Below are 26,984 nucleotides of genomic sequence, written 5' to 3'. Positions count from 1 at the left end.
TCGACGCAACCGAACGGTCATCATCGTGAATGATCGCTTTTCTTACAGAGTGGATACCGGCATCCTGTAGGAATGACCTCCCCCGCGCCTGCTCACGAAGCATCCATCGCCGAACTCGCCGCCCTCGGTGACGAGGCCGTCGCCCTCGTCAGGAGGTGGCTCGTCGAGAGCCGCGACGTTCCGACGGATGCCGCAGGCGAGCGTCTCGCCGGCGTGCTGCGCGACCCGAACGGCCTCGACTTCACGGTCGGCTTCGTCGACGGCGTCGTGCGTCCTGAAGACCTCAAGGTCGCAGCCGCGAAGCTCAAGGAGCTCGTGCCGCTGACCCCCGGCTTCCTGCCCGCGCCGATGCGCGGAGCGATCGGCCTCGGCGGCTTCGCCGCCGGCATCGTGCCCGGCGTCGTCGTGCCGTCGGCCCGCGCCGTGCTGCGCCAGATGGTGCGTCACCTCATCGTCGACGCGCGCGACGAGAAGCTCGGCGCCGCGATCAAGCACATCCGCGAGTCGCAGGGCGTGAAGCTCAACATCAACCTGCTCGGCGAGGCGATCCTCGGCCGTGAAGAGGCCAAGCGCCGACTCGAGGGCACTCGCCGCCTGCTCGAGCGCGACGACGTCGACTACGTCTCGATCAAGGTGTCGTCGACCGTCGCACCGCACAGCCCCTGGGCATTCGACGAGGCCGTCACCGATGCCGCCGAGGCTCTTCTGCCGCTGTACCGGATCGCCGCCAAGGGCGGCCCCGCCGGCGCGAAGTTCATCAACCTCGACATGGAGGAGTACAAGGACCTCGACCTCACCATCGCGGTCTTCACCAGCATCCTCGACCGCCCCGAGTTCAAGAACCTCGAGGCGGGCATCGTGCTGCAGGCATACCTGCCCGACGCCCTCTCGGCGATGATGCGCCTGCAGGAGTGGGCCGCCTCCCGCGTCGCAGACGGCGGTGCGCCGATCAAGGTGCGCGTCGTCAAGGGCGCCAACCTGCCGATGGAGACCGTCGACGCCGAGACCCACGGCTGGCCGCTCGCGACCTGGTCGACCAAGCAGGAGTCCGACTCGTCGTACAAGGCGGTCATCGAGTACTCGCTGCGCCCCGAGCACGTGGGCAATGTGCGCATCGGCGTCGCGGGCCACAACCTCTTCGACATCGCCCTCGCCTGGCTTCTCGCCGAGAAGCGCGGGGTCACCCAGGGCATCGAGTTCGAGATGCTGCTCGGCATGGCCACCGCTCAGGCCGAGGTCGTCAAGCGCACCGTCGGCTCGCTGCTGCTCTACACGCCCGTCGTGCACCCCGACGAGTTCGACGTCGCCATCGCGTACCTGATCCGCCGCCTCGAAGAGGGCGCATCGCACGAGAACTTCATGTCGGCGGTGTTCGACCTCGACACCGACCCGGCGCTGTTCGAGCGCGAGAAGCAGCGCTTCCTGGCATCCATCCAGACGATCCCCACCGAGGTGCCCGCGGCCAACCGCGTGCAGAACCGTCAGCTGCCGGCAGAGCCGGCTGCCCGCGACGGCTTCGTCAACACCCCCGACACCGACCCGTCGCTCGCAGGCAACCGCGCGTGGGCCGACGCGATCCGCTCGCGCATGGTCGGCTCGACCCTCGGCGACGAGACCGTGGCCGCGAACACGCTCAGCACCTCGCAGCAGGTGTCCGACCGCATCGCCACGGCCGTCGCATCCGGTGAGGCCTGGCGTGCGCTCGGCGCCGCCGGCCGGGCCGAGATCCTGCACCGCGCCGGTGACATCCTCGAAGCCCGCCGCGCCGAGCTGCTCGAGGTCATGGGCTCCGAGGCAGGCAAGATCATCGAGCAGGGCGACCCCGAGGTCTCCGAGGCGATCGACTTCGCGCACTACTACGCCGAGAGCGCGAAGAAGCTCGCCGACGTCGACGGCGCCGTCATGCAGCCCGTCGGCCTCACGGTCGTCACCCCGCCGTGGAACTTCCCGGTCGCCATCCCCGCCGGATCCGTGCTGTCGGCCCTCGCCACCGGCTCGCCGGTGATCATCAAGCCCGCTCGCCAGGCCCGCCGCTCTGGTGCGGTCATGGTCGAGGCGCTGTGGGAGGCCGGTGTGCCCCGCGACGTGCTGCAGTACGTTCAGCTCGACGGGCGCGAGCTCGGCACCCAGCTGGTCAGCGACCCGGCCGTCGGCCGCGTCATCCTGACCGGTGGCTTCGAGACGGCCGAGCTGTTCCGCGGCTTCCGCGCCGACCTGCCCCTGCTCGCTGAGACCAGCGGCAAGAACGCCATCATCGTCACCCCGTCGGCAGACCTCGACCTCGCCGCGAAGGACGTCGCCTACTCGGCCTTCGGTCACGCGGGCCAGAAGTGCTCTGCCGCGTCGCTCGTCGTGCTCGTCGGGTCGGTCGCGAAGTCGGAGCGCTTCCGTCGCCAGCTCGTCGACGCCGTGCGCGCCTACGAGGTCGGAATGCCCGAAGACGGCACGAACCGCATCGGCCCGCTGATCGGGCCCGCCGAGGGCAAGCTGCTCGGCGCCCTCACCGAGCTGCACCCCGGCCAGTCGTGGATGCTCGAGCCCAAGAAGCTCGACGAGGCCGGCCAGCTGTGGAGCCCCGGCATCCGCGACGGCGTGAAGCGCGGCAGCGAGTTCCACAAGGTCGAGTACTTCGGCCCGGTGCTCGGCGTGATGACCGCCGATTCGCTGACCGAGGCGATCGACATCGTCAACGACATCGACTACGGCCTCACCAGCGGCATCCACTCGCTCGACACCGACGAGGTGCAGCAGTGGCTCGCGAACATCCAGGCCGGAAACGTCTACGTGAACCGCGGCACCACCGGCGCCATCGTGCAGCGTCAGCCGTTCGGCGGCTGGAAGAAGGCGGCTGTCGGCGCCGGCTCCAAGGCCGGTGGCCCGAACTACCTCGTGGGTCTGTCGGAGTGGACGGATGCCCCCGTGCAGACCGGCACGAAGCTCGACGCCCTCGCATCGTCGGCCGTCGAGCTCGTCGAGGGCGCTGACGCCGAGTGGCTGCGCGGTGCGCTGGCCACCGACATCGACGCCGTCGCCGCCGAGTTCGGCGTGGTTCGCGACGCCACGGGCCTCGTCACCGAGCAGAACGCGCTGCGCTACCAGGCTCTGCCCGTCGCGATCCGCTTCGAGGGCGCTCGCGTCGCCGAGCTGCTGCGCGTCGCGGCCGCCGGTGCGCGCCTGCGGGCCCGCGTCACCGTCAGCACGGCCTCGGCGCTGCCCGCGCCGGTGGTGACCTGGCTGGGCGCGCACGACGTCGTCGTGGTGACCGAAGACGCCGCCGCCTGGGCATCCCACGCCCAGCGCCTGGCAGCTGCCGGCGGCCGCGTGCGCCTGATCGGTGCCGATGTGCTCGAGACGGCGACCGCGGTCGAGGGCTCGCCCAGCCTCGCGATCTACGCCAACCCGGTCGTCTCGGCCGGCCGCGTCGAGCTGCTGACCTTCCTGCGCGAGCAGGCCGTGTCGATCACCGCGCACCGCTTCGGCACCCCGCACCGCTACGAGATCCCGCTTCTCGAGCCGGTGCGCTGACCCGCATCCGCTGAAAGCTCAGAGACGCACCTCCGGAGACATCCGGGGGTGCGTCTCTGGTTGGGGGATGGCGCCGCCCGCCGGTCAGCGGTGCAGGGAGAACTGCAGGGTCGTGCCGGCTGTGCCGGAGGTGTCGATGGTGAGACGGATGCCATCGCCGCGGCGAGTGAGCGCGACGCGCCCGGCGTCGGCGCCCTGCACCCGCGTGACGTCAGTGGCTGCGACGTCGATCACGAGCGTCGCGGCTGCCTGAGTCGGATCGCTCACCGACATCCGCACCATGCCGGGAGTGATGCGCGCGATGGCGCAGGCGGGGCGATCGGCGCCGAGCCCTCCTGCGGATCCGGCCGCCCAGAAGGTGGCCGCCGTCACGTGCCCTGAGTGCCGGATCGCCTGAGCCACCTCGTCGTTGCGCAGCACCAGGACGCGAGGGGAGCGGGCGGCGGCCGCGGTCGTCTCCGGATCGGCGCCCGGATGCACGGCGTAGGCGTACCCGCCGCCTGCCGAACCTCCCACGCCGTGCGAGACGCTCAGCGTTCCGTACCAGCGCCGCTGCAGCACGTCCGTTCCCGCTGCCGCGTTCGTGCTGTTGCGCCGCCAGGTTCCCTCGCGCTCGGCGACGCTCGCGATCAGGTCGGCGGAGCCGTCGAGCAGCACGTATCCTCCCACGCCCTCCAGGTGCGCCCATCGTGCGCCGGCCACGGTCTTCTGCGTCGTCACGGGAGCACCGTCGACGAGCAGGCGGCGCGCGGAGGTGCCGAGGTTGCGGTGCTCGATCGTGGTGCGCACCTCGCCCTCGCTGTCCGTCGAGATGCCGGTGCCCAGCGCGACGTAGGCATCCGGCAGGGTGAACCAGGCTTTGCGCGCCACGAGGCCCGTCCCTCCTGGCGCGACCAGATGCATCGCTGCCAGCGCGGTGTCTTCGAAGACGACGCCTCCGGTCCAGTCGTTGGCGGGCGTGCGCTCGCCCCATTCGCCCTCCGGGTTGCGCGGCAGCGGGGTCAGGTCGACCGTGGTGCCGGGAGGCGCACTGAGATCGGAGGTCGACCAGAACTCATCGTCGAAGTGGTCTTCGTCGCCTCGCAGGTACAGGTATGTCATGCCCTGACTGGTCTTGACGCCCTCGAAGTTCTCGGCCTCGGTGCCCTCGTGCCAGGCGATCCGGTTCGAGCACATCGCGACCGCGAGGGCCCAGGAGCCGTCGGCACCGCGGTGGACGAGCCGGTCCATGGCGGGGAAGAGCCGTGGTCCGGTCGGGTCTGCCACGGCGGCCGTATCGGAGCCCAGCAGCTCGGTGACCAGGGAGAGGCGAACGATGTTCGTCGTCGAGGTGATGCTCGCGGCGGGGTTGCCTTCGATCCACTGCCGGCAGAGCCCGCGCCAGCGCGCGGCCGTGGCGGTGTCGGCCGACTGCGCGAGGCGCAGCGTGTGCTCGATCAGATCGTTGCCGTTGGTCATGCTGCGCTCGGCGTACCGGGCGACAGCGCGTCCGCGCACGGCGTCCATCATCTGCCCGCGGAACATCAGCGGTGCGAAGGACCCCTCCACGACTCCCGTGACATTCGCCCTGCTCGGGTCCGTGACGTCGAAGGCCGTACCCGCCAGAAGAGCGAAGATCTTCGCGAGCCCGCCCAGCAGCACCAGGCCGTAGGTGCCGGTGTAGCCGATCGTGGAGTGCTGCACGAACGAGCCGTCGCGGAAGAAGCCGTTGCCCTCGGTGATGTACTGCCAGGTGTCGCTCAGCGCGGCTACCGACGCACGGAGCAGTTCGGGGTCGGGCTGCACGATCGCCCGCACGATGATGGCCTGGCAGATATCGACGCGGTTGGCCCCGTCGGACTCCTTGGGGCCGGTCGGGTGCTGCTGCATGCGCGGGTCGCGGTCGGGCAGGAAATGGTCGATGGCCGTGCAGTACTTCTCGATCTCGGCCTGGTCGAGCTCGTCGTGCAGAAGGGCCATCGTGTTCGCCAGCGGCTGTGCGGCTCCGATGTTCCACGACCACCAGTTGCCCCACCACGACGTGCCGGGGTTGTAGATCCGCTCGTGCATGTGGGCGAGTCCGCGCAGTGCGGCGTCGAGAACGGCGGGGGAGCCCTCGTGCTTCGAGCCCGGCGTCGACCAGGAGACAGCGAGCGTCTGGATGCCGGAGTAGTTCATGCGCATCGCGTTCGACTTCGCGATGTCGGTGGCGCCGATCGACCAGTCCTGGTCCGAGAAGTAGCGGGTCGATGTCGGGCTGATCTTCGCCAGCAGGGCATCGGTTCCCCTGTCCTGCCGGGCGATGGCCGATGCGAAGGTCGCGGGCGAGCCCGCGATGATGCTGCGCCCGGTCAGCGTCTCCACCCACCGGGTGCGCAGCGCCTCGATCTCGGCGGAGCCGACGGCGAGGGGGTGCAGCGACGCGGCTGCGGTCAGAGGGCGGCTCGCGTCGAGGAGCAGGGCCGACGCCACGGCGAAGCCGCCGAGCTGCAGGACGGTGCGGCGAGTGGGGGTGAACATTCGAACTCCTTCGGTCGTTGGCAGCGAGGTTAGGAGCGCGGAAGATGAGGAATCAATGTTGATTCCTCATCTTCGCGGCGCCTTGAATGAGCACGACTCGCACCGCGCGAGCACGGGAGGAGCAGCCGATGCGACCGAACATCCTCGTGGTCATGTCAGACCAGTTCCGGGCCGCAGCCCTCGGCATCCTCGGCGAAGACCCGGTGAGCACCCCGAATCTCGATCGTCTCGCCGACACGGGCTGCCTGGCGCGTCAGGCGGTCAGCTGCTATCCGGTGTGCAGCCCCCATCGCGCCATGTTCCTCACCGGCATGCGGCCCGAGGTGAACGGGGTCACGCTCAACGTCCACTCCGAGTCGGCTCTCGACGGCGTGGGGCTGCGAGACGGACTGCCGACGTGGGCGAGCATCCTGCGCGACCACGGCTACCGGACCGGCTACATCGGCAAGTGGCATCTTGAACCGCCGACAGCGGAAGACGAGCAGTCGGGCGAGGGGCGTCGCGACGACGGGAAGGTCTGGGATGCCTGGTCGCCGCCCGCCCGACGGTTCGGCTTCGACTACTGGTACTCCTACGGTGCGGCCGATCGGCACCTCGCCCCGCACTACTGGACCGCGGGTGCCGGCCGGCACGAGCGCGTCGATGTCGACCGCTGGTCGGCCGAGCACGAGACCGACATCGCCGTGGAGCACATCGCCGGACTCGACGATGCCGAGCCGTTCGCGCTGATGCTGTCGCTCAATCCTCCGCACCAGCCGTTCGATCAGGTGCCCGAGCGCTATCGCGGGATGTACGCCGAATTCGACGAGCGCTCGTTGCTCACGCGCCCAAATGTGCCGTGGGGCACCGAGGCGAGTGCCGAGGCGGCGGCGATCGCGCGCGACTACTTCGCCGCCGTCACAGGTGTCGACGAGCAGGTCGGCCGGCTCGCCGCCGCAGTGGAGAGGCGCGGCGGTGCACGCCCGACGGTCATCCTGTTCACCTCCGACCACGGCATGCAGCTGGGCAGTCACGGGCTGATGTACAAGAACGTGGCGTACGAGGAGTCGATGCGCCTTCCGCTCATCGTGCACTCTCCGGGGCTCGTCCCGGCGGGGAAGGCCGACGTGCTGATCGACTCGCTCGACTTCGCGCCGACGATTCTGGGGCTCGCCGGTGTCACGACGCGAGATCCGCGGATGGCAGGGCGCGACCGCTCAGCCGCACTCCTCGCGACGTCCGCATCCGCCCGCGAGGGAGACCCGAGCGATGCCGCCCTGTACCTGCGGTACCCCGCACGCTCGGACCCGACGAGCGCCAGGGGACTGCGCACGCGCGACGAGAAGATCGTGGCCACCTGGCATCCGTCCGACGGGCTGGAGGTCGAGTACTTCGAGCTCCGGCGCGACCCGTTCGAGCTCGACAGCAGGCCGGACGACCCCGCCGCCGCGCTGCTCGCCGACGCGCTGATGCGCATGCTCGACGAGACCGGAGACGCATGGGCGGGCCGCGACGCTCTCGCCGCGACCTACCCCGAGTCAGCGGTCAGGGCCTGCCGGGTCAGGGCCTGACGGGTCAGGGCCGGATAGGCGGGTCCGGCGGCAGGCCGACCTCTTCGCGCCACCTCCGGTGGGCCTGCTGCAGTTCGGCGACGAGCCGCGGCCGGCGGCTGGCGAGGTTGTCGCGCTCACCCGGATCTCCTGCGAGGTCGGTCAGGATCAGGCCGTCACCCGTCTCTGTGTGCTCGACCGCACGCACATGAGCGGCGATGGGGTCGTCTCCCGCGACCGACAGAAGTTTCCATCCGCCTCGCCGAACGGCCCACTGCCAGCCGCAGTCCCAGTGCAGCTCGCGCTCGGCCGGATGAGCGGATGCATCGCGCGCCGTCGACAGCAGCGAACGCAGGTCGCATCCGTCGTCGTCCGGCGAGGCAGGCAGGCCTGCCGCCGAGACGAAGGTGGATGCCAGATCGAGCGCACTGACTGGATCGCCGACGATGCTGCCCGGCTCGGCGACGCCCGGCCACCTGACCAGGAACGGGACCCGGATGCCGCCCTCCCACAGCGTGTACTTCGAGCCCCGCAGCCCGCCGTTGTCGCCGTAGTTGCACTGCGAGCCGCCGTTGTCCGTCAGGTACACCACGATCGTCTCCGATGAGGCATCCTGCGCCTCGACCGCATCGAGGAGCCGGCCGATCGCGCGATCCATGAGATCGAGCTGAGCCAGGTAGTAGGCCCGTCCGTCGGGCAGATTCGGGCTGATGGCGCCGTCGTACCAGTCGAGGTAGCGGGATGCGCCGGGGTTCCAGTCCTCATAGCCCGCGAGCCCGCGGGCCTGCAGCTCCTCCTCGGGCAGCTGCCAGCAGAAGTTGTGCACGGCGTTGAACGCCACGGTGGCGAAGAACGGGCCGTCGGCGGCGCGCCTGCGGATGAAGTCGATCGCCCGATCGGCGATCTCGTCGGTCGTGAAGCCATCGAACTCGGCCGGCTGATCTCCCGACCAGAACGGCTGTACGCCCATCGGCTCGGCAGCCTCGCCGTACGCGGTGGTAGCCGCGTCCGAATGGTGCAGGTAGTGCAGGCGGCCCATCGACTGCCCCGCCAGTCCGTAGAACGACTCGTCGAAGCCGTGGTTCGGGGGAGCACCACGGTCGGTCACGGTCTCGTCGCCGTAGTGCACCTTGCCGAAGTAGCCGGTGGTGTAGCCCGCGTCGCGCAGGCGTTCGGCGACGGTCGCGGCGGTGCCGAGGTCGGCCGAGTCGAACCAGAGCCCGCCCCACCGCTGCTGATAGCGACCCGTCATGATCGCCGCTCGCGACGGCGAGCAGATCGGCGCCGTGACGTAGGCGTCGGTGAACGTCGCCCCTTCCGCTGCGATGCGATCCAGCACGGGCGTGTGCACCCCTGGCGTCCCGAGTGCGGAGCGGTCGGCATGACCGTGATCATCCGAGACGATCAGCAGGATGTTCGGCCGGGTCATCGGGCACCGTCCCAGCCGGGCAGGGCGAAGGCGCCGAGCGGGTCGTCGCCGAGCGGCCGGGTCTGCCCGGCGCCGAACACGGGGAGCCCCTGGCCGTCGGCGTCCGCCGCGGAGTGCTCGGCGAACCAGTCGTGCAGCATGCCGCGCAGACGTGCGACCTCGCCACGGTGCGACGGCAGGTCGGCGAGGTTGCGCCGCTCGCGCGGATCGGCGGCCAGGTCGTACAGCTCGTGCGGCCCGTACGGATGCCGGTGCACGTACTTGCGATCGTGTGTGCGGATCATCCGCACCGGGCCGTACTCGCTGTGCACCACGACGGGACGCTGCTCGGCGGGCGCCGCGGTGAGATCACCGCGCAGCGCGGCGGCGAAGCTGCGTCCCGGCCCTGATTCGAAGGGCGATCCGTCGAGGCCCGCCAGCTCCATCAGAGTGGCGGGCAGGTCGTATGCGCTGTGCAGCCGATCGTCCACGGCGCCGGAGGGCAGCATCCACGGCGCCGAGACGATGAACGGGACCATCACCGACTCGTCGTACATGTTCATGGGGAAGGTGCCGTTCCCCTTGCCCCAGAATCCGTGCTGTCCGCAGCTGAAGCCGTTGTCGCTGAGGAAGACGACGATCGTGTCGTCCTCGCGGTCGTTCCTCCGCAGGGCATCGATGATGCGGCCGATCGCGGCATCCATCGCGGTGACGGCGGCGAAGTACCCGATCAGGGCTTCGCGCGCGTCTGACTCGCCGCCGATCGGCGCCCCGTCCAGCGTCTGCAGCCAGGGGTGCGGCTGCTCCTGCGGGCAGGTGTCGAACGCGCAGTCGCGGTAGAGCGCGGTGTACTCGTCGGGATGCTGGCCGGCGAAGGGCTTGTGCGGCGCCGTGAAGTTCACGGCCAGGAAGAAGGGCGCGTCGTGCGCCTGCTCTGCGTCGATGAACGCGACGGCATCGTCGGCGATGACGTCGGTGAGATAGCCGGTCACGTGCTCGCGTTCAGCACCGCGGTACATCACGGCGTCGTGGTACGGGCTGCCCCCGCCCTCCAGCGCGTACCAGTGCACGAAACCGCGACGGGGGACGTCGCTCGCGCCCAGGTGCCACTTGCCCGACAGCCCGAGACGGTATCCGGCGTCGGCCAGCGCGTCGGTCAGGGTCGTGAAGCCCTGCAGATGGTCGCGGCTGGCCGGACCGGCGTGGACGCCGTCGAGGTAGTCGTGCACACCGTGCGCTGAGGGAATGCGGCCGGTGAGCAGAGATGCGCGCGCCGGGGAGCACACGGGCGACGCGCAGAAGAACCGATCCAGGCGCACGCCGCGCTCGGCGAGCTCGTCGAGCACGGGGGTGCGGATCTCGTGGTTGCCTGCGGCGCCGAGGGCCCACGGGCCCTGATCGTCGCTGACGACCATCACGATGTTCGGCCGGGTGGATGTCACGCGACGACCTCCTCTCGTGCGATGGCCACGGTCGTCCCTTCCTGCGCGGAGCGGTAGGCGGCCAGCACGACCTCGACCACGTGGCGCGCGTGGCTGAGCGGCACAGCGGGGTCTGCGCCGCCGATCACGGCCGCGAAGTCCGCCAGCTGCGCCGTGAACGCGTTCTGGATGTCGTGCTCGCCGACGGAGTGCACGACCCGGGAGCGGCCGTCGACGTGCACGGTCGCGCCCTGACGCGGGTCGAGCTCGATGACCCCCTCCTCGCAGACGACCGTCATGCTGTCGCCGCGCGTGGCGGGGTCGCTGATCACCGCGATGGTCACGCCGACGCCGTTGTCGAGGCGAACCAGCATCCCGCCATCGGTCTCGACGGCTGCCCCGAAGCGGTTCACCGCACTCGCCATGACCTCGACCGCCCGCCCGTCGCCGAGCCACAGTGATCGATCGAGGCAGTGGCCGCCGATGTTCATCAGCGCTCCGCCGCCCGCGATCGCCGGTGCGAAGAACCACGCAGGACGGGTTCCGGGGCGGTAATCGGTGCTGCGGTTGTCACGGATCATCCGCACGGCGCCCAGCTCGCCCGAGTCGATCACCCGTCGTGCCGCGAGCTTGTCGGGCATGAAGTGCTGGATATGGCCCACGGTGAGCGCCACCCCGGCCCGGTTGCAGGCCGAGATCAGCCGACCGCAGTCGTCCACCGTCGTGGCCATGGGCTTCTCGACCATGACGTGGACACCGGCGGCAGCGGCATCCTGCGTCATCGGCAGGTGCAGTGCGTGCGGCGTGTTCACGATGACGGCATCGACGACGCCCGCCTCGAGCATGGCTCGATGGTCGGTGTATACCGCCGCCCTGCTTCCTGAGGCCGCGCGACGGGCGATGGCCGCGTCGATGTCGCACACGGCGGTCAGCTCGATGCCCTCCAGGGCCGTCGCCGCCGCGATGTGGAACGGCGCGACCGCTCCTGCCCCGATCAATCCGATGCGCACGTGTTCTCCTCGTCGGCTGTCGTTCGGTGTTCGTCAGTTGTGGTCATGCTGCCGGTCGGCGCCACACGAGCGCCTGACCACGATCCGCGGGCGGAGCCTGATCTGATGCAGCGGGCATTCGTCGCCCTCGACGAGCCGCCGCAGCATGATGTCTCCGGCCATCCGGCCGATGCGGTACTTCGGTGGGGCGACCGCGGTCAGTGGGACCCCGGCCAGATCCGCGACCTCGTCGTCGTACGAGACCATCGCGAGGTCATCCGGTATCGAGATGCCGTCGCGGTTCGCGGCTCCCTCGAGCATCGTGGCCTCGCGGTCACCGAACACGAGCGCGGCTGTGGCCTCGAAGTCGCGCACGGCGCGCAGCGCCGACGAGGCCGCGTCCGCCACCCACTCGGCCTTGCCCTGCGAGAACTCCAGCCCTGCGGGAAGGCCGAGGTCGTCGATCGCACGCCGGTAGCCCTGGACGACGCCGTACTCGGTGACGGTGCGCGAGCGGGTGAGAAGCGCGATGCGCGTGTGACCCAGGCGCGCGAGGTGGCGCACCGCGTCGAACGCCCCGCCGGCGTGATCCGAGCAGACATGCTCGGTGGTGTCGGCAGGGCCCAGCTCCTGCAGGCTGCGCTCGACGAGGACGACGGGAACGGGCAGCGCCAGCAGCTCCTGCGCGCGTTCGAACGGCGCCTCGAGTCCGGTCAGGGTCGGCGCGAGCAGCAGACCGTCGACACCGGCGTCGAGGAGTGAGGCGATCGCCTCGTCTTCACGTTCCGGACGGTATCGGTACGTGGCCAGCTGAAGGGATGCGCCGGCGGCTGACAGCGACTCGTCTATGCCCTGCAGCACACGCGGGTAATACAGCTGCGTGTCGGGAAGCAGCACGCCGATGCGCCGGCGTGCATTCTGCTCTCGCGGTCGCGTATGAGCGACGAAGCTGCCGGCGCCCTGGCGGCGAACGACGATCCTCTCTGCGACCAGTTCGTCGAACGCACGGCGCACGGTCGTCAGCGACAGGCCGGTCTCCTTCGAGAGCTCCTGCTCCGTCGGAAGCTTCTGTCCGGCCGTCCAGGTGCCGGCGAGGATGCCGCGGCGCAACTGGTCCGCGAGAACCTCGAACTTGAGCCCGCGCGACTCCGCGTCTCGCACGGATGCAGTGCGCTTTCCGGCCATGACGATCCCCCTCCGTTCCACTTCCTCCGATTCTGTGGTCGTGCAAGAGAGAAATAAAGACGTATTCCTCGATTCCTCTCCTGGCTTTCCGTGGCATGGATGACGTCATCCGGGGTATTGGGGCGTAACGGTCGGCACGATTTCGGGATTACTCCTTGATTGCTCTCTTGTGTGAGAGCGAGAGTCAACCGACGCAGGCGAAGAAGCCGCTCTCAGACGGAAGGAAATCCGATGGCGAAGTCCCGAAAGCTCTCAGCACTCGTCCTCATTGGCGCGGTCGCGCTCTCCGCAGCCGGATGCGCATCAGGCAGCGCGGGCACGGAGTCGAAGGAGCTCACCTACTGGTCGATGTGGAAGGAGGGCGAAGCGCAGCAGAAGGTCGTCGCGGCTGCGATCGCCGACTTCGAGAAGGAGACCGGCATCGAGGTGAACGTGCAGTGGCAGGGGCGCGACAACGTGAAGAAGGTCGTGCCGACGCTCAACACGAACAAGGTCCCCGATCTCGTCGACGGCTCGTTCGCGCGTCTGGCTCCGGTGCTTGCCGAGACCGGCCAGGCGAAGCCGCTCGACCAGGCCTACGACGCGGACGTCGAGGGCGAGAAGGTCTCGGCGCTCGTGCCGGAAGCGTACCTGAAGGGCGACGTGCTCACGGTGGACGGCGCGGACGCGCCCTGGATGCTGCCCTACTCGCTCACCAGCGACGCGTTCTGGTTCAACGCCTCGGCGCACCCCGAGCTGGTGGAGAGCCCGCCCAAGACCTGGGACGACTTCCTCTCGGTCATGGACGTCATGAAGGCCGCGGGCGAGACCCCTCTCGCGATCGACGGCGACGTGGCCGGCTACAACGCGTACTGGTACACCTCGGCGATGATCCGCATCGCCGGCCCCGGCTCCCTCAAGGAGATGGCCGCAGACGAGACCGGCGAGGCATGGGACTCGGACGAGGCGCTCGAGGCCGCTCAGCTCGTCGAGCAGCTCGTCGACGGGAACTACTTCATCGACGGCTACAACGCGAGCAAGTGGCCGGCGCAGCAGCAGGCATGGGCCGACAACAAGGCCGCCCTGCTCTTCAATGGCACCTGGATCCCGACCGAGACCGGGCCGTACGCCGCTGACGGGTTCGAGTACTCGTCGTTCCCGTTCCCGCTGATCGACGGCGGCAGCGACGCCGAGCGGGCCGACTTCGTCGGATTCGCGGTGCCCGCCAGGGCTCGCAACGAGGGAAATGCGCAGAAGCTCGCCTCGTTCTTCCTGCGCAAGGAGTACCAGGATGCCCTCGGTACCGACGCCAAGATCCTGCCGATCCGTCAGGATGCCGCGGTCAGCGAGGAGATGACGTCGGTGAAGTCCGCGCTCGACGGCGCCGGCTCGTACTTCCTGCAGAACGACGGCATCAGCTTCCCCGGGTACACCGAGAAGCTGCTGTGGCCCGCGATCAACGATCTCGTGCTCGGCAAGACCGACGCCGCGCAGTTCGTGAAGACGATGAAGAGCGGGCAGATCGACTACTGGAAGCAGAACTCATGACCGAGGCCGCTGTGGTGGCCGTGCCCGCCGGCCGTGTCGCTCGTCGCGGGCGGCACGGCGGTGGCAGCACGATCGACAAGGCGAGGCGGCGACTGTTCGTGCCCTTCGTCGGACCGGCGTTCGTGTTCTACACGGTGCTGTTCGTCGTCCCCGCGATCTTCGCCGTGTGGATCAGCTTCAACAAGTGGGCCGGCGCCGGCCCCATGGAGTTCGTCGGCCTGGGCAACTACGTCCGTCTGTTCTCAGATCAGCTGTTCCTGCGCTCGTTCGGCAACACGCTGCTGCTGCTGTTCGTGGTGGGCATCGCGATCTTCGTCATCGCGTTCGGCCTGACGCTGGTGCTGCGCGACATGGTCGGGCGCAAGGTCGCCCGCTCGGTGATCTTCTTCCCGCACCTGGTGAACGCCATGATCTTCGGGGTGCTCGCCGGGTTCATCTTCAACCCGGGCGGTCTGGTGAACACCCTGCTCGGGGGTCTGGGCGTGAAGGAGCCACCGGCCTGGCTCGCCCAGGACAACCTCTTCCCGCTCATCATGGTGATGCTGATCTGGATCACCACCGGCTACTTCACCACGATCCTCATGGCGGGGGTCGACCGCATCCCGCCGTACTACTACGAGGACTGCGCGCTGGCCGGCGCCAACGCCTTCCAGCGGCTGCGCTACGTGATCCTGCCGCTCACCTGGGACGTCTTCGGCACCTGCGCCGTGCTGTGGACGATCTCCTCGGTGAAGATCTTCGAGATCATCTGGGTGTTCGGGGGATCCAGCGGCCAGGGCATGCCGCCGACGCAGACCTGGACCACCGCCGTGTACACCTACGTGACGGCGTTCTCGGGGGAGTCGGTGCCCGCATACGGTGCCGCGTCGGCATCCGCGGTGCTCTCCCTCGCCCTCGTGTCGGTGCTGGTGCTGCTGCTGCGCCGCGCGATGAAGCGTGAAGCGATCGAGTTCTAGGAGATGACCGTGACACTCACCGCCCCCTCACCCGCATCGGACCAGACGACGCGCACGCTGATCGTGCCGAAGGGCCCGCGTTCCCGTCCGCGCCGTGCTGCCATCGGACGCGATCGCAGCGTGCTGCGGGGCATCGGCCTCGTGCTGCTGTGGATCTTCGTCGCGCTGAACATCGGGTGGATGGCCTGGATGGTCGTCCAGGCGTTCCGCGACACGCGCTCGATCCTCAACGACCCGTGGGGGATGCCGACCTCGCTCGACCCGGTCAACTTCGTGACCGCGTGGACGGTGGGCGACTTCGCCACCGCGACCATGAACAGCGTCGTCACGACCGTGGTCTCGTCGTTCCTGACGGTGGCCATCGCGGCACCGGCCGCCTACTATCTGAGCCGCGTCGAGAATCGCGTGACGAACTCGCTCACCCTGTACTTCGTGCTCGGGCTCGGCATTCCCGCACAGGTGATCGTGATCCCGCTCTTCGTCATGCTGAACGAGGTGTACCTCACCGACAGCCTGATCGGCCTCAACCTCGTGTACATCGGCGTCTCGATGCCGTTCACCGTGTTCCTTCTCACCGCGTTCTTCCGCTCCCTGCCGCTGGAGATGGAGGAGGCCGCCGCCCTCGACGGCGTCACGGCGTTCGGCACGTTCTGGCGCATCACGCTGCCGCTCGCCAAGGGCGGAATCCTGACGGCGTTCGTGCTGCAGGTGATCTCGCACTGGAACGAGACGCTCCTGGCGCTGACCCTGCTGCAGTCGACCGACAAGTACACCCTGCCGGTGGCGCTGATCTCGTTCATCCAGCAGCAGACGTACTCGGGCGCGGATTGGGGTGGCCTGTTCGCCGGCCTCTGCATCGTCGTGCTGCCGATGCTGGCGATCTACCTCTGGGTCGGCCGGCGACTCACCGAGGGTCTCACCCTCGGCATGGGCAAGTGAGCTGAACCGCTTCGATGCGACACCGGCACCTGCCCCTCAGACGAGGGGCAGGGCGTCGTCGTAGGCCGAGCGCGACAGGGCCGGCTGGTCGCCGAAGACCCGCGTCATCCCCGGTTCGGTGCGCCAGGCCGGCCAGCCGGGCTCGCCGTCGCGGACGAAGGCGACAGCGGCGGCGTGCATCTCGTCGGCCAGGTGCTGCGGGGGGTCGGTGCCGGCGATGCGGGCGACGTGCTGATCGTCGAGGCAGTCGAACCAGAACGGCACGTCAAGGCAGTGGAACGACCACCGGTTGGTCGGCGAGGCCCAGGCGAACCGATATGTCCAGGTGCGGGCATCCCGTCGGGTCTCGGCGACCCGCACCACGAGCGAGCGGAACACGCGATCGGTGACGAAGCGGCCGAGGGCCGCGCCCGAGCCGCGACGGGCGCGATTCGCGCGGCGCCAGCCGCGGCGCAGCGTGCCGGTCTTCTCGACGATGCGCAGGGCGAGCGGCACCGGCACCCACCGCAGGATGCGCGGGGCGCTGTCGAACACCATCGTGAACTCGTCGTCTGTGGCGCCGAGCAGCAGCGGCTTGTCGGCGCCGACGCCCGCCGCGAACGAGTCGATCGTCGGACGGGTGATCAGCTCTCCGTCGATCACCGGCCCCCATGGCAGCCCGTCGGTGAGGGTCGCGGTCGTCGCTGCCAGGCCGGTCTTGCCGAGCAGGGATGCCTCGTACTGCCGCCTCGTCAGCTCGCGTTCCTTCACGCCGCGGAAGCCGTCGAGCGTCGGCTCGCAGCCGACCATCCCGGCCAGGCGTGCACTGCGCTCGCGGGCGTGCTCACGGGGCAGGTCGCCGAGAGCGCCGCTGAGCGAGATGCCGGCATGGAACAGATGCTGCGCCGCGGGCATCCCGAACAGCGTCAGCACCGCGCCACCGCCAGCCGACTGCCCCGCGATGGTGACGCGCGAGGGGTCGCCGCCGAATCCGGCGATGCTGCGCTGCACCCATTCGAGGGCTGCGATCCAGTCGCGCACGCCGCGGTTGTCTGAGGCGCCGTCGATCACCCCGAAGCCGTCGAAGCCGAGGCGGTACGAGATCGCGACGACGACGACGCCGTCGCGCACGAATGCGCGCCCGTCGTACCAGGGGCTGGCCGCCGAGCCCGATGAGTACCCGCCGCCGTGGATCCAGACGAGCACGGGCGCCCGGCCGTCGAGAGCCGGCGTGAAGACGTTGAGGTTCAGGGTCGCCGACCCGGGGATGCTCGGCTCGGGGATGATCGCATTGGGCTCCTCGCGCCGCTGCGGAGTCGGACCGTACTCGGTCGCATCGAGCGGTTCGGTCCACGGCGGGACCGGCTGCGGAGGCTGGAAGCGGCGCCGTCCGGTCGGCGGGGCGGCGTACGGGATGCCGAGGAACGCGAGCGACCCGTCGGGTCGGCGGATGCCGCGGACGGGGCCCTCTGTGGTCAGTGCGATCTCACCCACGGCACCAGCGTAACCGGCGTTCCCGCCGCCCCGACGGTCGACAGCCACGTCAGCCGACGCGGTGCGCACGGTAGCGCACCGCGTTCGCCTGGCGCTCGGCGGATGCCAGGAACAGCGAGCGCTGAAGCGCGTCCAGCTTCCGCGATGCTGTCTCGATGCGCACCACGGTGCGGAAGGTGTAGTCGTGCGGGTCGACATCTTCCCCGCGGGCCAGGCAGTCGAGAACATCTGGCGTTCCTGTGCGCAGCCCCGAGGCGTGCAGCAGAAGCAGGTCGCCATCGGCCGTGCGCGCCGAATAGCGGGCATCCACCTCGATGGTGCCGTCGGCACGCACGAGCTGCCAGTCGGCGCCACCGGGCAGAAGGTCGGCGTCGATACTGCCGCTGATGCGGCCTCCCATGATCGGCACGACGCGTCGGAAGCCTGCGCTGGTCGCACCGTGCACCTCCGGCGGGGCGAGGTCGACGGTGACGTCGAAGGCGGGGGTCAACGAGGGGAACGGCAGCGCGTCGAACGTCATGCGCGCACCGCCGACAGCGACGCGCGCTCGTTGAGCGTCGCGGGGTGGAAGCCTGCGGCGCGCTTGTAGCCGTTCGCCACCTCTTCGAGCTCTTCGGCCGGGATCACCTCGTGGATGTCGGCGAAGCCCTCGGGTGCGCGCTCGCGTGCGATCTGCATCACGCGCTCGGGTCCGGTCGCGCGGGTGGTCGACAGAAGCGCGGTCATCGCCGGACGACGATCTTCTTCGTAGCCGGCCAGCGCAGCGTCGATGTCGGCTGCGGTCGCGAGGTGGAAGGCGAGGGTGCGTGCATCGAGGATCGCCTGGGATCCTCCGTTCGAGCCGTTCGGGTACATCGCATGGGCTGCGTCGCCGAGCAGGGTGGTGCGCCCGAAGGTCCATTGCGGGAGGGCGTCGCGGTCGACCATCGGGTACTCGAGGATCTGCTCGGCAGCCGCGATGACCGCAGGGATGTCGAGCCAGTCATAGGTCCAGCCCTCGAACAGCGCGGCGATCGGCTCGGGCTCGACCGAGCGGTTCCAGTCGGCGTCGGGGGAGCCGGTGCCGCGGCGCTCGGCGATGAAGTTCACCCGCACCCCCTGGTCGCCCTGCTCGGGGGCGAGGGGATAGGCGACGAACTTCTGCTCGGGGTCGCCCGCCATGATCATGGTGCGCCCGTCGAGGAACCCGGGCACCACGGCGACGCCGCGCCACAGCGTCAGACCACTCCACGGCGGGGCTCCCTCGGCCGGATAACGCAGGGCACGCAGGGCGGAGTGGATGCCGTCGGCGCCGACGATCACGTCGCCTTCGGCCTCGACCTGAAGCCCCGAGGCGTTCTCGAACCGCGCGATCTCGCGGCCCTCATCACCGCTGCGCACATCGATGAGGCGATGGCCGAGGCGGATCACATCCCCCAGCCGCTCGATCACCGCATCCCGCAGCGCGAGCTGCAGCCGCCCGCGGTGCACAGACAGCTGCGGCCAGCGGTATCCGGCCTCGACTCCGCGCGGCTCGCTCCAGATCAGCTGACCCTGGCGGTTCATGTAGCTGAGGGTCGTGGGCGCGACGCCGAGCGTGCTGATGCGCTCGGCGAGGCCCAGCTCGGTGAGCTCGCGGATCGCGTGCGGCAGCAGGTTGAGGCCCACGCCGAGGCCGCGGATCTCGGTGCTGCGCTCGTGGATCTCGATGTCGCGCAGGCCGGCGGCCTCGAGGCTGAGGGCGGTCGCGAGGCCGCCGATGCCGGCGCCGACGATGACGATCTTCATTGATGTCTCTCCAGGGGTGCGCGGGTGTCAGGATGCCGCGGTGCGTGCGGCGGATTCGATGATGAGGTCCACCCCCATGAGGAACAGATCGCGGTCCTGCAGGTCGGTGAGCGCCGCGCTGTTGGCCGCGATGAGCGGGAAGGTCCGCGGGTCGGCGAGCAGCGGCGCGTCGAACCACGAGCTGGTGTCGGTGCTTGTGCCGGTGCCCTGCCGCTCGGCGTGGCTGCGGGCGATGCCGGCCGTGACCGAGAGCACATGGGTCGCCATCAGGGCGTAGTGGCGCACGAGCTCTGCGTCGCGCAGGCCCGCGCGGTGGAAGGCGTCGAGCATGAGTTCGACGGCGGTGAGCTCGCCGGCGCCGTGGGTGGTGAGTGAGGTCGCCTCGACGGCGATCGCCGGATGCCTGGTGTACCAGTCGAGGGTCGACTCGGCGAGCGCGCGCAGGCGGCCCTGCCAGTCGTCGGCCGGCACGTCGACGGAGGCGACGGCCCGGGCGTTGAGCTCGTCGAGCAGTGCTGCCATCAGGGCTTCCTTGCTGCGGAAGTGGCGGTAGATCGCGGTCGGATCCGAGCCGAGGCGGGTGCCGAGCTCGCGGACCGAGATCGATGGCACGCCGGTGGATGCCAGGTCGAGACCCGCCTCGAGGATGACGTCGGCGTCGAGGCGCGCTCGCGCCGTGCGGTCGGAGGCTGAGGCGTTCGACATGGCGGTGTGTCCTCTTCGATCGTCGTGCGGTGTCATCTCATCGTGCCATGCGATCGTGGCGGATGGAAACAATGTTGTCAACAGTGTTGACATCGGCGTTGCGCAGCCTTTAGCGTGAGCCGACCCCACACTTCGACGAGGAAGGAACGGAATGACGGACATCGTCTTCCACGGCGGCTCGGTCTTCACCGGCGCCGGCGAGCCCCTGCACGGCCATGCGGTCGTGATCCGCGACGGGCGCATCGCCGCCGTCGTTCCCGAGGCGGAGGCCTTCGAGATCGCGGGCGACCGTGCCGAGCGCATCGACCTCGACGGAGCGCTCTTGAGCCCCGGATTCCAGGACGCGCACATCCACGCCGTCGGCGGCGGCGTCGAGCTGCTGCAGTGCAACCTCAGCGAGGCCGGATCGGCCGCTGACGCGGTAGAGCGCGTGCGCGCCTACGCCGAGGCCAATCCCGACGAGGAGTGGATCCTCGGTGGCGGGTGGTCGATGGACCACTTCCCGGGCGGCGCCCCCGTGCGCACGCTGCTCGACGACGCGGCACCCGGCAGGCCCGTGCTGCTGCTGAGCCGCGACCACCACAGCGCCTGGGCGTCGAGCGAGGCCATCCGCCGCGCAGGCCTGACCGCGGCGACGGCCGACCCCGCAGACGGGCGGATCGAGCGCGAGCCGGACGGATTCCCTGCGGGTACCTTTCACGAAGGCGCGGGCGAGCTGTTCGCCGCCGTGCGCCCTGGAACTGACGCCGAGCTGTCGTACCGCGGCCTGCTGCGCGCGCAGGACGAGCTCATCGCGCTCGGCATCACCGGCTGGCAGGACGCCATGGTGGGCCACGGCAACGCCGCGCTCAGCGACCCGCTTCCGATCTACGAGCGCGCGCTCGTCGAGGGCGCGCTGCAGGTGCACGTGACCGGCGCCCAGTGGTGGGTGCGAGACGGCGGCATCGAGCAGGTCGAGCACATGGTCGCCGAACGAGAGCGCATCGCCGCACTCGAGCCCGCCGGCCGCCTCAGCGTCGGCACGACGAAGATCATGGTCGACGGCGTCGCCGAGAACCAGACCGCGGCGATGCTCACGCCGTACCGCGACCACCACGGTCATGACACCGGCAACCATGGGCTGAGCTTCATCGACCCCGAGCGGCTGCGCGAGTACGTCACGGCCCTCGACGCCGCCGGTCAGCAGGTGCACATGCACGCGCTCGGCGACCGTGCCGTGCGCGAGGGCCTCGACGCGCTCGAAGCCGCTCGGGCGGCCAACGGCCCCACCGACGGCCGGCACCACCTCGCTCACCTGCAGATCATCGCCGAGGAGGACGTGCCCCGGTTCGCCGAGCTCGACGCCGTCGCCAATCTGCAGGCGCTGTGGGCCACGCACGAAGACCAGCTCGACGAACTCACCCTGCCGTTCCTGCAGGACGGGCTCGTCGACCGTCAGTACCCCTTCGGCGACCTCGCACGCGCCGGCGCCCGCTTCGCGGCGGGAAGCGACTGGCCCGTGTCGAGCGCGGCACCGCTCGACGCGATCCACATCGCCGTGAACCGCGCCTACCCGGGCTCTGAGCGGGATCCTCTCGGCGGTGCGCACCAGCGCCTCGACCTGGTTACCGCACTCGCCGCATACACATCGGGTAGCGCCTGGGTGAACCACCGCGATCACGACACCGGCAGCATCCGCGAGGGATACCTCGCCGACCTGGTCGTGATCTCCCCCGACCCGTTCGCCCTGCCCGCCCACGAGCTGCACCGCGCCCAGGTCGAGCAGACCTGGATCACCGGCCGCAGGCTCCATGACCGCAGAACCACAGCATCCGCCACCTCCTCACCCGACCCGTCCAGGGAGTCCTGATGAACCCGACCCGAAACGCCCGGCCGGTCGCCCTCGGCGCCGCCGTTCTTCTCGCAGCCGGTCTGCTGACCGGCTGCGGGCCCGCTGCGAACAGCACCGATGACGCCGACGGCGACACATCGCTCGACTGGAAGCTGACGACCGAGACCGCCGCGCCCAGCGGCGACATCGACAGCTTCACCTTCGCCAGCTACTCCGAGCCCTACTCGCTCGACTACGCGTACGCCTTCGACTACAGCGACAACCAGGTGCTCGCGAACGTCTGCGAGTCGCTGCTGCGCCTGAACCCCGACTTCACGCTCAGCCCCGCGCTCGCCGAGAAGTTCGACCACCCCACGCCCACCACCTGGGTGTACACGATCCGCGACGGAGTGCGCTTCCACGACGGAGCCGCGCTCACCGCCGACGACGTCGTCGCGTCGCTCAGCCGCCACCTCGATCCCGCCGTCGGATCCTCGTGGTATTCGGTGTACCAGAACGTCGCCGGCATCGAGAAGACGGGCGACCGCGAGGTCACCGTGACGATGAAGACGCCCGACTCGCAGTTCAACCTCTCGATGGGCGGCTCGGCGGGCGTGGTCGAATCGGCGGCCACGCTCGCCGAGAAGGGACAGGACTACGGCAACTCGACCGGATTGGTCAACTGCACCGGTCCGTTCTCGCTGACCGAGTGGAAGTCAGGCGAGTCGATCACCCTCACCCGCAACGACGACTACTGGGACGAGGATCTCCGCGCCCGCTCGGGCGAGGTGAGATTCGTCTTCATGGGCGATTCGACCGCGCGCGTCAACGCGCTCAAGTCGGGCGACGTCGATGGCTCGTGGATGATCCCGATCGAGGCAGTGCCGCAGCTGCGCGCCTCGGGGAAGGGCGATGCGCTGTTCGCGCCGAGCACCGCCGTCGGCGACCTCGTGATCAGCGACCTCGAGGGTCCGCTCGGAGACGTGCGCGTGCGCAAGGCGCTGCTGCTCGCGATGGACCGTGAGGGCATGATCCAGGCATCGGCCCGCGGCGTCGGCGAGGTCACCGACGTCTTCACCACCGAGACGGTGTGGGGCGATGCCTCCGAGGGCGCGCGCACCGCCGCGTTCGACGACATCAGCTCGTACGAGCAGAACCTCGAAGAGGCCAAGAAGCTCATCGCCGAGGCCGGCGTCGAGGGCGAGGAGCTCACGTATGTCACCGCGCCGATCGGAAACGACTTCGCCGTCATCTCGCAGGCCACCGCAGCCGCCGCCCAGTCGATCGGGTTGACGCTGAAGATCGAGTCGGTCAGCCCCGCCGCCTATACCGCGCTGTTCTCCGACCCGAGCGCGCGCGAAGGCGTCGACCTGTTCTACACGAGCTGGTATCTCTCGAGCCCGGACGCCCTGGAGATGTACTCGGTGCTGCGCACCGGGGAGTTCAGCAACTACGGCAACTGGTCGAACCCCGAATTCGACGAGGTCGTCAACCAGGCCATCGCCACCGACGACCCCGCCGAGCGCAGCGAGCTGACCGCGAAGGCGCAGCAGATCGCCAACGCCGAGCTGCCGTGGCTGCCGCTGTTCGAAGGCCCCGTGCCGATGTTCCTCGGCGAGCGCATCACGGGCCTCGACCCCTCGATGGCTTTCCTCTACTACCCGTGGGCGGCCACGATCGGCGCTCGCTGATCGGCATCCGCTCGATCGGCTCCCGCTGATCGGAGCACCTGACACCGACTCGGATGCCGCAGCCGGCCCGGCTGCGGCATCTGAACCCCCTCGACCCCGAAGGAGGACGCCGGATATGACGACCACCCGACGCGTCGCCGGGAAGCTCGGAGGACTCCTCCTCACGCTCTTCCTGGCCTCGCTGCTCGTCTTCTTCTCGCGCTTCGTCGTTCCCGGCGATCCCGTGCGATTCCTGCTGCGCGGGCGCAAGCCCAGCGAAGAGGCGATCGCGCAGGTGACCGCGCAGTACGGACTCGATCTGCCGCCCTGGCAGCAGTACCTGAAGTGGGCCGGCGGCGTGCTGCAGGGCGACTTCGGCCGCTCGCTGCAGTACCGGCAGGACGTCTCGGTCGTGCTGGGCGAGCGCCTTCCCGTGACCCTGACGCTCGTCGTGATGGCGGGGCTGCTGATCGCGGTCGTCGGTCTCGTGCTGGGCGCCGTCGCGGCGCTGAACCGGGGGCGCACCCTCGACCGCGTCATCCTGATCGGGCTGACCGTGCTCGGCGCGATCCCGTCGTTCGTGGGGTCGATCGTGCTCATCGCCGTCTTCTCGGTGCAGCTCGGCTGGTTCCCCACCTTCGGCTCGGGAGAGGACCTCCTCGACCGGGTGCACCACCTGATCCTGCCGTCGATCGCCCTCGGCCTCGTGTTCATCGTGCTGGTCGGCAAGGTCACCCGCTCGGCCATGGTCGAGCAGCTCACCCGCGAGCACGTCGAGGTCGCCACCAGCCGCGGGCTCTCGCGCTGGACGGTGCTGCGCCGCCACGTGCTGCGCAACTCCCTCGGCCCGATCCTCACCGTCTCCGGCGTGCTCGTCGCCGGACTCATCGTCGCGAGCACCATCGTCGAGGCCGCGTTCGGCATCGCCGGCGTCGGCTCGCTGCTCGTGCAGTCGGTCGACCGACTCGACTTCCCCGTCGTCCAGGCGATCGTGCTCATCGTGGTCACCGCATTCGTGGTCATGAACGCGATCGTCGACATCCTCGAACCCTGGATCGACCCCCGATCCGCAGCCGGAGCAGGTGCCCGATGACCGCGACCCCCACCATGGCGGTGAAGCTGCTGCGCGCGCCGCGCACCGCACGACCGCACATCACATTCACCATCAGCGCCGCGGTGCTGATCATCGTGACCCTCGCGGCGATCCTCGCACCGTGGATCGCACCCTACGACCCCGATGCGGTCGACTTCTCGGCGTTCCACGCGCAGCCGTCTGCCGCTCACTGGCTGGGAACGGATGCACTGGGGCGCGACATCCTCAGCCGCATCATCCACGGTGGCCGCACCGCACTTGTCGGGCCCCTGCTGGTCGTCGTGTTCTCGACCGCCATCGGCATCCTGCTCGGCCTGCTGGCCGGATGGCGCGGCGGCTGGATCGACGCCGTGCTCGGGCGCGTGTTCGACGTGCTGTTCGCGTTCCCCTCGCTGCTGATCGCGATCATGGCCGTCGCGCTGTTCGGCAAGGGCCTGGTCGCCCCGATCATCGCGATGAGCATCGCCTACGCGCCGTTCGTCGCCCGCCTCACACGCAGCCTGATCGCTGCGGAGCGCAGCCGGCCCTATGTCGCCGCATATCGGGTGCAGGGCTTCAGCGGCCCGTGGATCGCGCTTCGCCGGGTGCTGCCCAACGTCGTCCCCATAGTCGGCGCGCAGTCGGCCCTCAACTTCGGCTACGTCCTCGCCGAGCTCGCCGGGCTGTCGTTCCTCGGCCTCGGCGTGCAGCCGCCGACCGCCGACTGGGGCGGCATGATCAACGAGGCCCAGGCCGGTGTCGCCGCCGCGCAGTTCCTGCCCGCGATCGTTCCCGCTGTCGTCGTCGTGATCGTCGTGGTCGCGGTGAACATCATCGGCGAAGAGCTGTCGGACCGCATCGGAGGGGAGATCCCCGCATGACCACCGCACTCACGTCGGAATCGACCCCGGCGACCCTCCTCGAGATCCAGGATCTGACACTCGACCTGCCTGACGGCAGGCGTCTGCTGCACGGCATCAGTCTTCACGTGGCCGCAGGAGAGACCGTGGGTCTCGTCGGAGAGTCCGGCTCGGGCAAGTCCCTCACCGCGCGCAGCGTTCTCGGGCTGCTGCCCGATCACGCCGTGGTCGGGGGCACCGTCAGCGTCGAGGGGCGGTCGCCGCTCGACGACGCGGCATCGCTGCAGGACATCCGCCGGAAAGCCGCGGCCATGGTGTTCCAGGACCCGCGTGCCGGGATCAACCCCATGCGCACGGTCGGCGACCACGTCACCGAGGCGCTGCGTCTGGCGCCCGCCGCGGGTGAGCAGCCCTGGCGGGGGGACGCCGCGCGCGCCCGCGCAGAGGAGCTGCTCGCCGCCGTCCGCCTGCCGGCTCCGGCGGAGCACCTCGACCAGCATCCGCACGAGCTGTCGGGCGGCATGCTGCAGCGCGTGATGATCGCGGGCGCGCTGGCCACAGGGCCGCGCCTTCTCGTCTGCGACGAGCCGACCACCGCGCTCGACGTCACCACGCAGGCCGAGATCGTGCAGGTGCTGCGCGAGCTGTGCGCTGAGCGAGGCATGGGCATGCTGTTCATCACCCACGACCTCAACCTCGCCGGCTCCCTCTGCGACCGTCTCGTCGTCATGAAGGACGGCGAGATCGTCGAGCAGGGGCCGGCGCACGACGTGCTCGTCGACCCTGCCGCCGACTACACGCGGCGCCTGGTCGCCGCCACTCCGCGCATCGCGGGCGGGGCGAAGGCGGTCGCCGCCGACGCGCCGACGGATGCCATGGTGCAGGTCGCCGGTGTCTCGAAGACGTACGGCGTGCGCGGGGGTCACGAGGTGAGGGCCGTGATCGACGCCGAGCTGGTCATACCGGCAGGCGGAGCGCTCGCCGTGGTGGGGGAATCGGGCTCTGGCAAGTCGACGCTCGCCCGCATGATCGTGGGCCTGGAGGGCGTCGACTCGGGCGAGATCCGCATCGGCGGGCACTCGGCCATCGACCGGCCGCGCACCCGCACCGAGCGCCTGGCGCGGGCGAAGCGCGTGCAGATGGTCTTCCAGGATCCGTACCTGTCGCTCGACCCGCGCATCCCCGCCGGTCGCGCGGTCGAAGACGCGCTGATCCTGCACACCGGGGTCACCCGCGCGCGGGCCCGCGAGCGGGCGCTCGAGCTGCTGACCTCGGTGGGCCTCGGACCTGAGCATGCCGGGGCCAGGCCGAAGACGCTCTCGGGCGGCCAGCGGCAGCGCGTCGCCATCGCCCGTGCGCTCGCGATCGAACCGGATCTGCTCGTCATGGACGAGGCGACCAGTGCGCTCGACGTGTCGGTGCAGGCGCAGGTGCTCGACCTCGTCGCCGACATCCGCCGCAAGCAGGGACTCACGCTGCTGTTCATCAGCCACGACCTCGCGGTCGTGCGGCGGGTGTGCGAGCAGACCATCGTGATGCGCCGCGGCGAGATCGTCGAGCGCGGGGCGACCGACCGCCTTCTCGCGGATCCGCAGCACGAGTACACCCGGCTGCTCATCGACTCGGTGCCGGTACCCGTCTCGTGAGAC

Annotated in this window: 19 protein-coding genes; 10 read left to right on the top strand and 9 right to left on the bottom strand. The window is 69.8% G+C overall.

Annotated features, from left to right (window positions below; genetic code table 11):
- Positions 1–72 precede the first annotated feature (72 nt).
- Positions 73–3,525, top strand: coding sequence for a bifunctional proline dehydrogenase/L-glutamate gamma-semialdehyde dehydrogenase (locus JOE67_RS06255; RefSeq protein WP_204974634.1), 3,453 nt, complete (start codon positions 73–75; stop codon positions 3,523–3,525).
- Between the two features lie 84 nt (positions 3,526–3,609).
- Here JOE67_RS06255 and JOE67_RS06250 read toward each other — a convergent pair whose 3' ends face one another.
- On the bottom strand, positions 3,610–6,024 hold the full coding sequence (locus JOE67_RS06250; protein ID WP_204974633.1) for a polysaccharide lyase 8 family protein: 2,415 nt from the start codon (positions 6,022–6,024) through the stop codon (positions 3,610–3,612).
- Between the two features lie 128 nt (positions 6,025–6,152).
- Between JOE67_RS06250 and JOE67_RS06245 the strand changes: the two genes are divergently transcribed.
- A complete protein-coding gene (locus JOE67_RS06245; protein WP_204974632.1) occupies positions 6,153–7,574 on the top strand; it encodes a sulfatase family protein in 1,422 nt (473 codons plus the stop codon).
- Positions 7,575–7,578: 4 nt separating this feature from the next.
- Here the strand turns inward: JOE67_RS06245 and JOE67_RS06240 are convergent, their stop codons facing one another.
- From JOE67_RS06240 to JOE67_RS06225, 4 genes are read right to left on the bottom strand one after another with little or no spacing between them, the layout of a single operon-like run.
- Positions 7,579–8,982, bottom strand: coding sequence for a sulfatase family protein (locus JOE67_RS06240; RefSeq protein ID WP_204974631.1), 1,404 nt, complete (start codon positions 8,980–8,982; stop codon positions 7,579–7,581).
- Positions 8,979–10,403 (bottom strand): sulfatase-like hydrolase/transferase, encoded by a 1,425-nt coding sequence (locus JOE67_RS06235; RefSeq protein WP_204974630.1) that lies wholly within the window; start codon positions 10,401–10,403, stop codon positions 8,979–8,981. The genes JOE67_RS06240 and JOE67_RS06235 overlap by 4 nt, the downstream gene beginning before the upstream one ends.
- Complete coding sequence (locus tag JOE67_RS06230) at positions 10,400–11,392, bottom strand: Gfo/Idh/MocA family oxidoreductase (protein ID WP_204974629.1); 993 nt, start codon at positions 11,390–11,392, stop codon at positions 10,400–10,402. The genes JOE67_RS06235 and JOE67_RS06230 overlap by 4 nt, the downstream gene beginning before the upstream one ends.
- Before the next feature lie 33 nt (positions 11,393–11,425).
- Positions 11,426–12,556: a GntR family transcriptional regulator gene (locus tag JOE67_RS06225; RefSeq protein WP_204974628.1), complete on the bottom strand. Its 1,131-nt coding sequence runs from the start codon at positions 12,554–12,556 to the stop codon at positions 11,426–11,428.
- A gap of 231 nt (positions 12,557–12,787) precedes the next feature.
- Between JOE67_RS06225 and JOE67_RS06220 the strand changes: the two genes are divergently transcribed.
- The 3 genes from JOE67_RS06220 to JOE67_RS06210 are packed head-to-tail and all read left to right on the top strand — an operon-like array spanning position 12,788 to position 15,978.
- Entirely contained in the window at positions 12,788–14,083 is a 1,296-nt protein-coding gene (locus tag JOE67_RS06220; protein ID WP_204974627.1) for an ABC transporter substrate-binding protein, read from the top strand.
- Complete coding sequence (locus JOE67_RS06215; RefSeq protein ID WP_204974626.1) at positions 14,080–15,039, top strand: carbohydrate ABC transporter permease; 960 nt, start codon at positions 14,080–14,082, stop codon at positions 15,037–15,039. Before JOE67_RS06220 ends, JOE67_RS06215 begins: the two co-directional genes overlap by 4 nt.
- 9 nt (positions 15,040–15,048) lie before the next feature.
- The gene (locus JOE67_RS06210) at positions 15,049–15,978 is read left to right on the top strand and encodes a carbohydrate ABC transporter permease (RefSeq protein ID WP_338041519.1); all 930 of its coding nucleotides are present in this window, start codon (positions 15,049–15,051) and stop codon (positions 15,976–15,978) included.
- 36 nt (positions 15,979–16,014) lie between these two features.
- Here JOE67_RS06210 and JOE67_RS06205 read toward each other — a convergent pair whose 3' ends face one another.
- The 4 genes from JOE67_RS06205 to JOE67_RS06190 are packed head-to-tail and all read right to left on the bottom strand — an operon-like array spanning position 16,015 to position 19,923.
- Positions 16,015–17,451: a carboxylesterase/lipase family protein gene (locus JOE67_RS06205; RefSeq protein WP_338041518.1), complete on the bottom strand. Its 1,437-nt coding sequence runs from the start codon at positions 17,449–17,451 to the stop codon at positions 16,015–16,017.
- Between the two features lie 49 nt (positions 17,452–17,500).
- Positions 17,501–17,971 (bottom strand): DUF3237 domain-containing protein, encoded by a 471-nt coding sequence (locus JOE67_RS06200; protein WP_204974624.1) that lies wholly within the window; start codon positions 17,969–17,971, stop codon positions 17,501–17,503.
- Complete coding sequence (locus JOE67_RS06195) at positions 17,968–19,218, bottom strand: flavin-dependent oxidoreductase (RefSeq protein WP_204974623.1); 1,251 nt, start codon at positions 19,216–19,218, stop codon at positions 17,968–17,970. Before JOE67_RS06195 ends, JOE67_RS06200 begins: the two co-directional genes overlap by 4 nt.
- A 27-nt stretch (positions 19,219–19,245) precedes the next feature.
- A complete protein-coding gene (locus JOE67_RS06190; RefSeq protein WP_204974622.1) occupies positions 19,246–19,923 on the bottom strand; it encodes a TetR/AcrR family transcriptional regulator in 678 nt (225 codons plus the stop codon).
- 151 nt (positions 19,924–20,074) lie between these two features.
- Here JOE67_RS06190 and JOE67_RS06185 point away from each other — a divergent pair, with 151 nt between their 5' ends.
- The 5 genes from JOE67_RS06185 to JOE67_RS06165 all read left to right on the top strand — a co-directional run bounded on the left by JOE67_RS06185 (position 20,075) and on the right by JOE67_RS06165 (position 26,981).
- Complete coding sequence (locus JOE67_RS06185) at positions 20,075–21,772, top strand: amidohydrolase (protein ID WP_204974621.1); 1,698 nt, start codon at positions 20,075–20,077, stop codon at positions 21,770–21,772.
- Positions 21,772–23,424, top strand: coding sequence for an ABC transporter substrate-binding protein (locus JOE67_RS06180; protein ID WP_204974620.1), 1,653 nt, complete (start codon positions 21,772–21,774; stop codon positions 23,422–23,424). The genes JOE67_RS06185 and JOE67_RS06180 overlap by 1 nt, the downstream gene beginning before the upstream one ends.
- A 115-nt stretch (positions 23,425–23,539) precedes the next feature.
- Positions 23,540–24,496, top strand: a complete 957-nt coding sequence (locus JOE67_RS06175) for an ABC transporter permease (RefSeq protein WP_204974619.1) — start codon at positions 23,540–23,542, stop codon at positions 24,494–24,496.
- Positions 24,493–25,356, top strand: coding sequence for an ABC transporter permease (locus JOE67_RS06170; RefSeq protein ID WP_204974618.1), 864 nt, complete (start codon positions 24,493–24,495; stop codon positions 25,354–25,356). The genes JOE67_RS06175 and JOE67_RS06170 overlap by 4 nt, the downstream gene beginning before the upstream one ends.
- On the top strand, positions 25,353–26,981 hold the full coding sequence (locus JOE67_RS06165; RefSeq protein WP_204974617.1) for a dipeptide ABC transporter ATP-binding protein: 1,629 nt from the start codon (positions 25,353–25,355) through the stop codon (positions 26,979–26,981). Before JOE67_RS06170 ends, JOE67_RS06165 begins: the two co-directional genes overlap by 4 nt.
- Positions 26,982–26,984 lie beyond the last annotated feature (3 nt).

Source organism: Microbacterium esteraromaticum (assembly GCF_016907315.1).
Lineage (GTDB): Bacteria > Actinomycetota > Actinomycetes > Actinomycetales > Microbacteriaceae > Microbacterium > Microbacterium esteraromaticum.
This window is presented reverse-complemented; position numbering and strand designations above follow the sequence as displayed.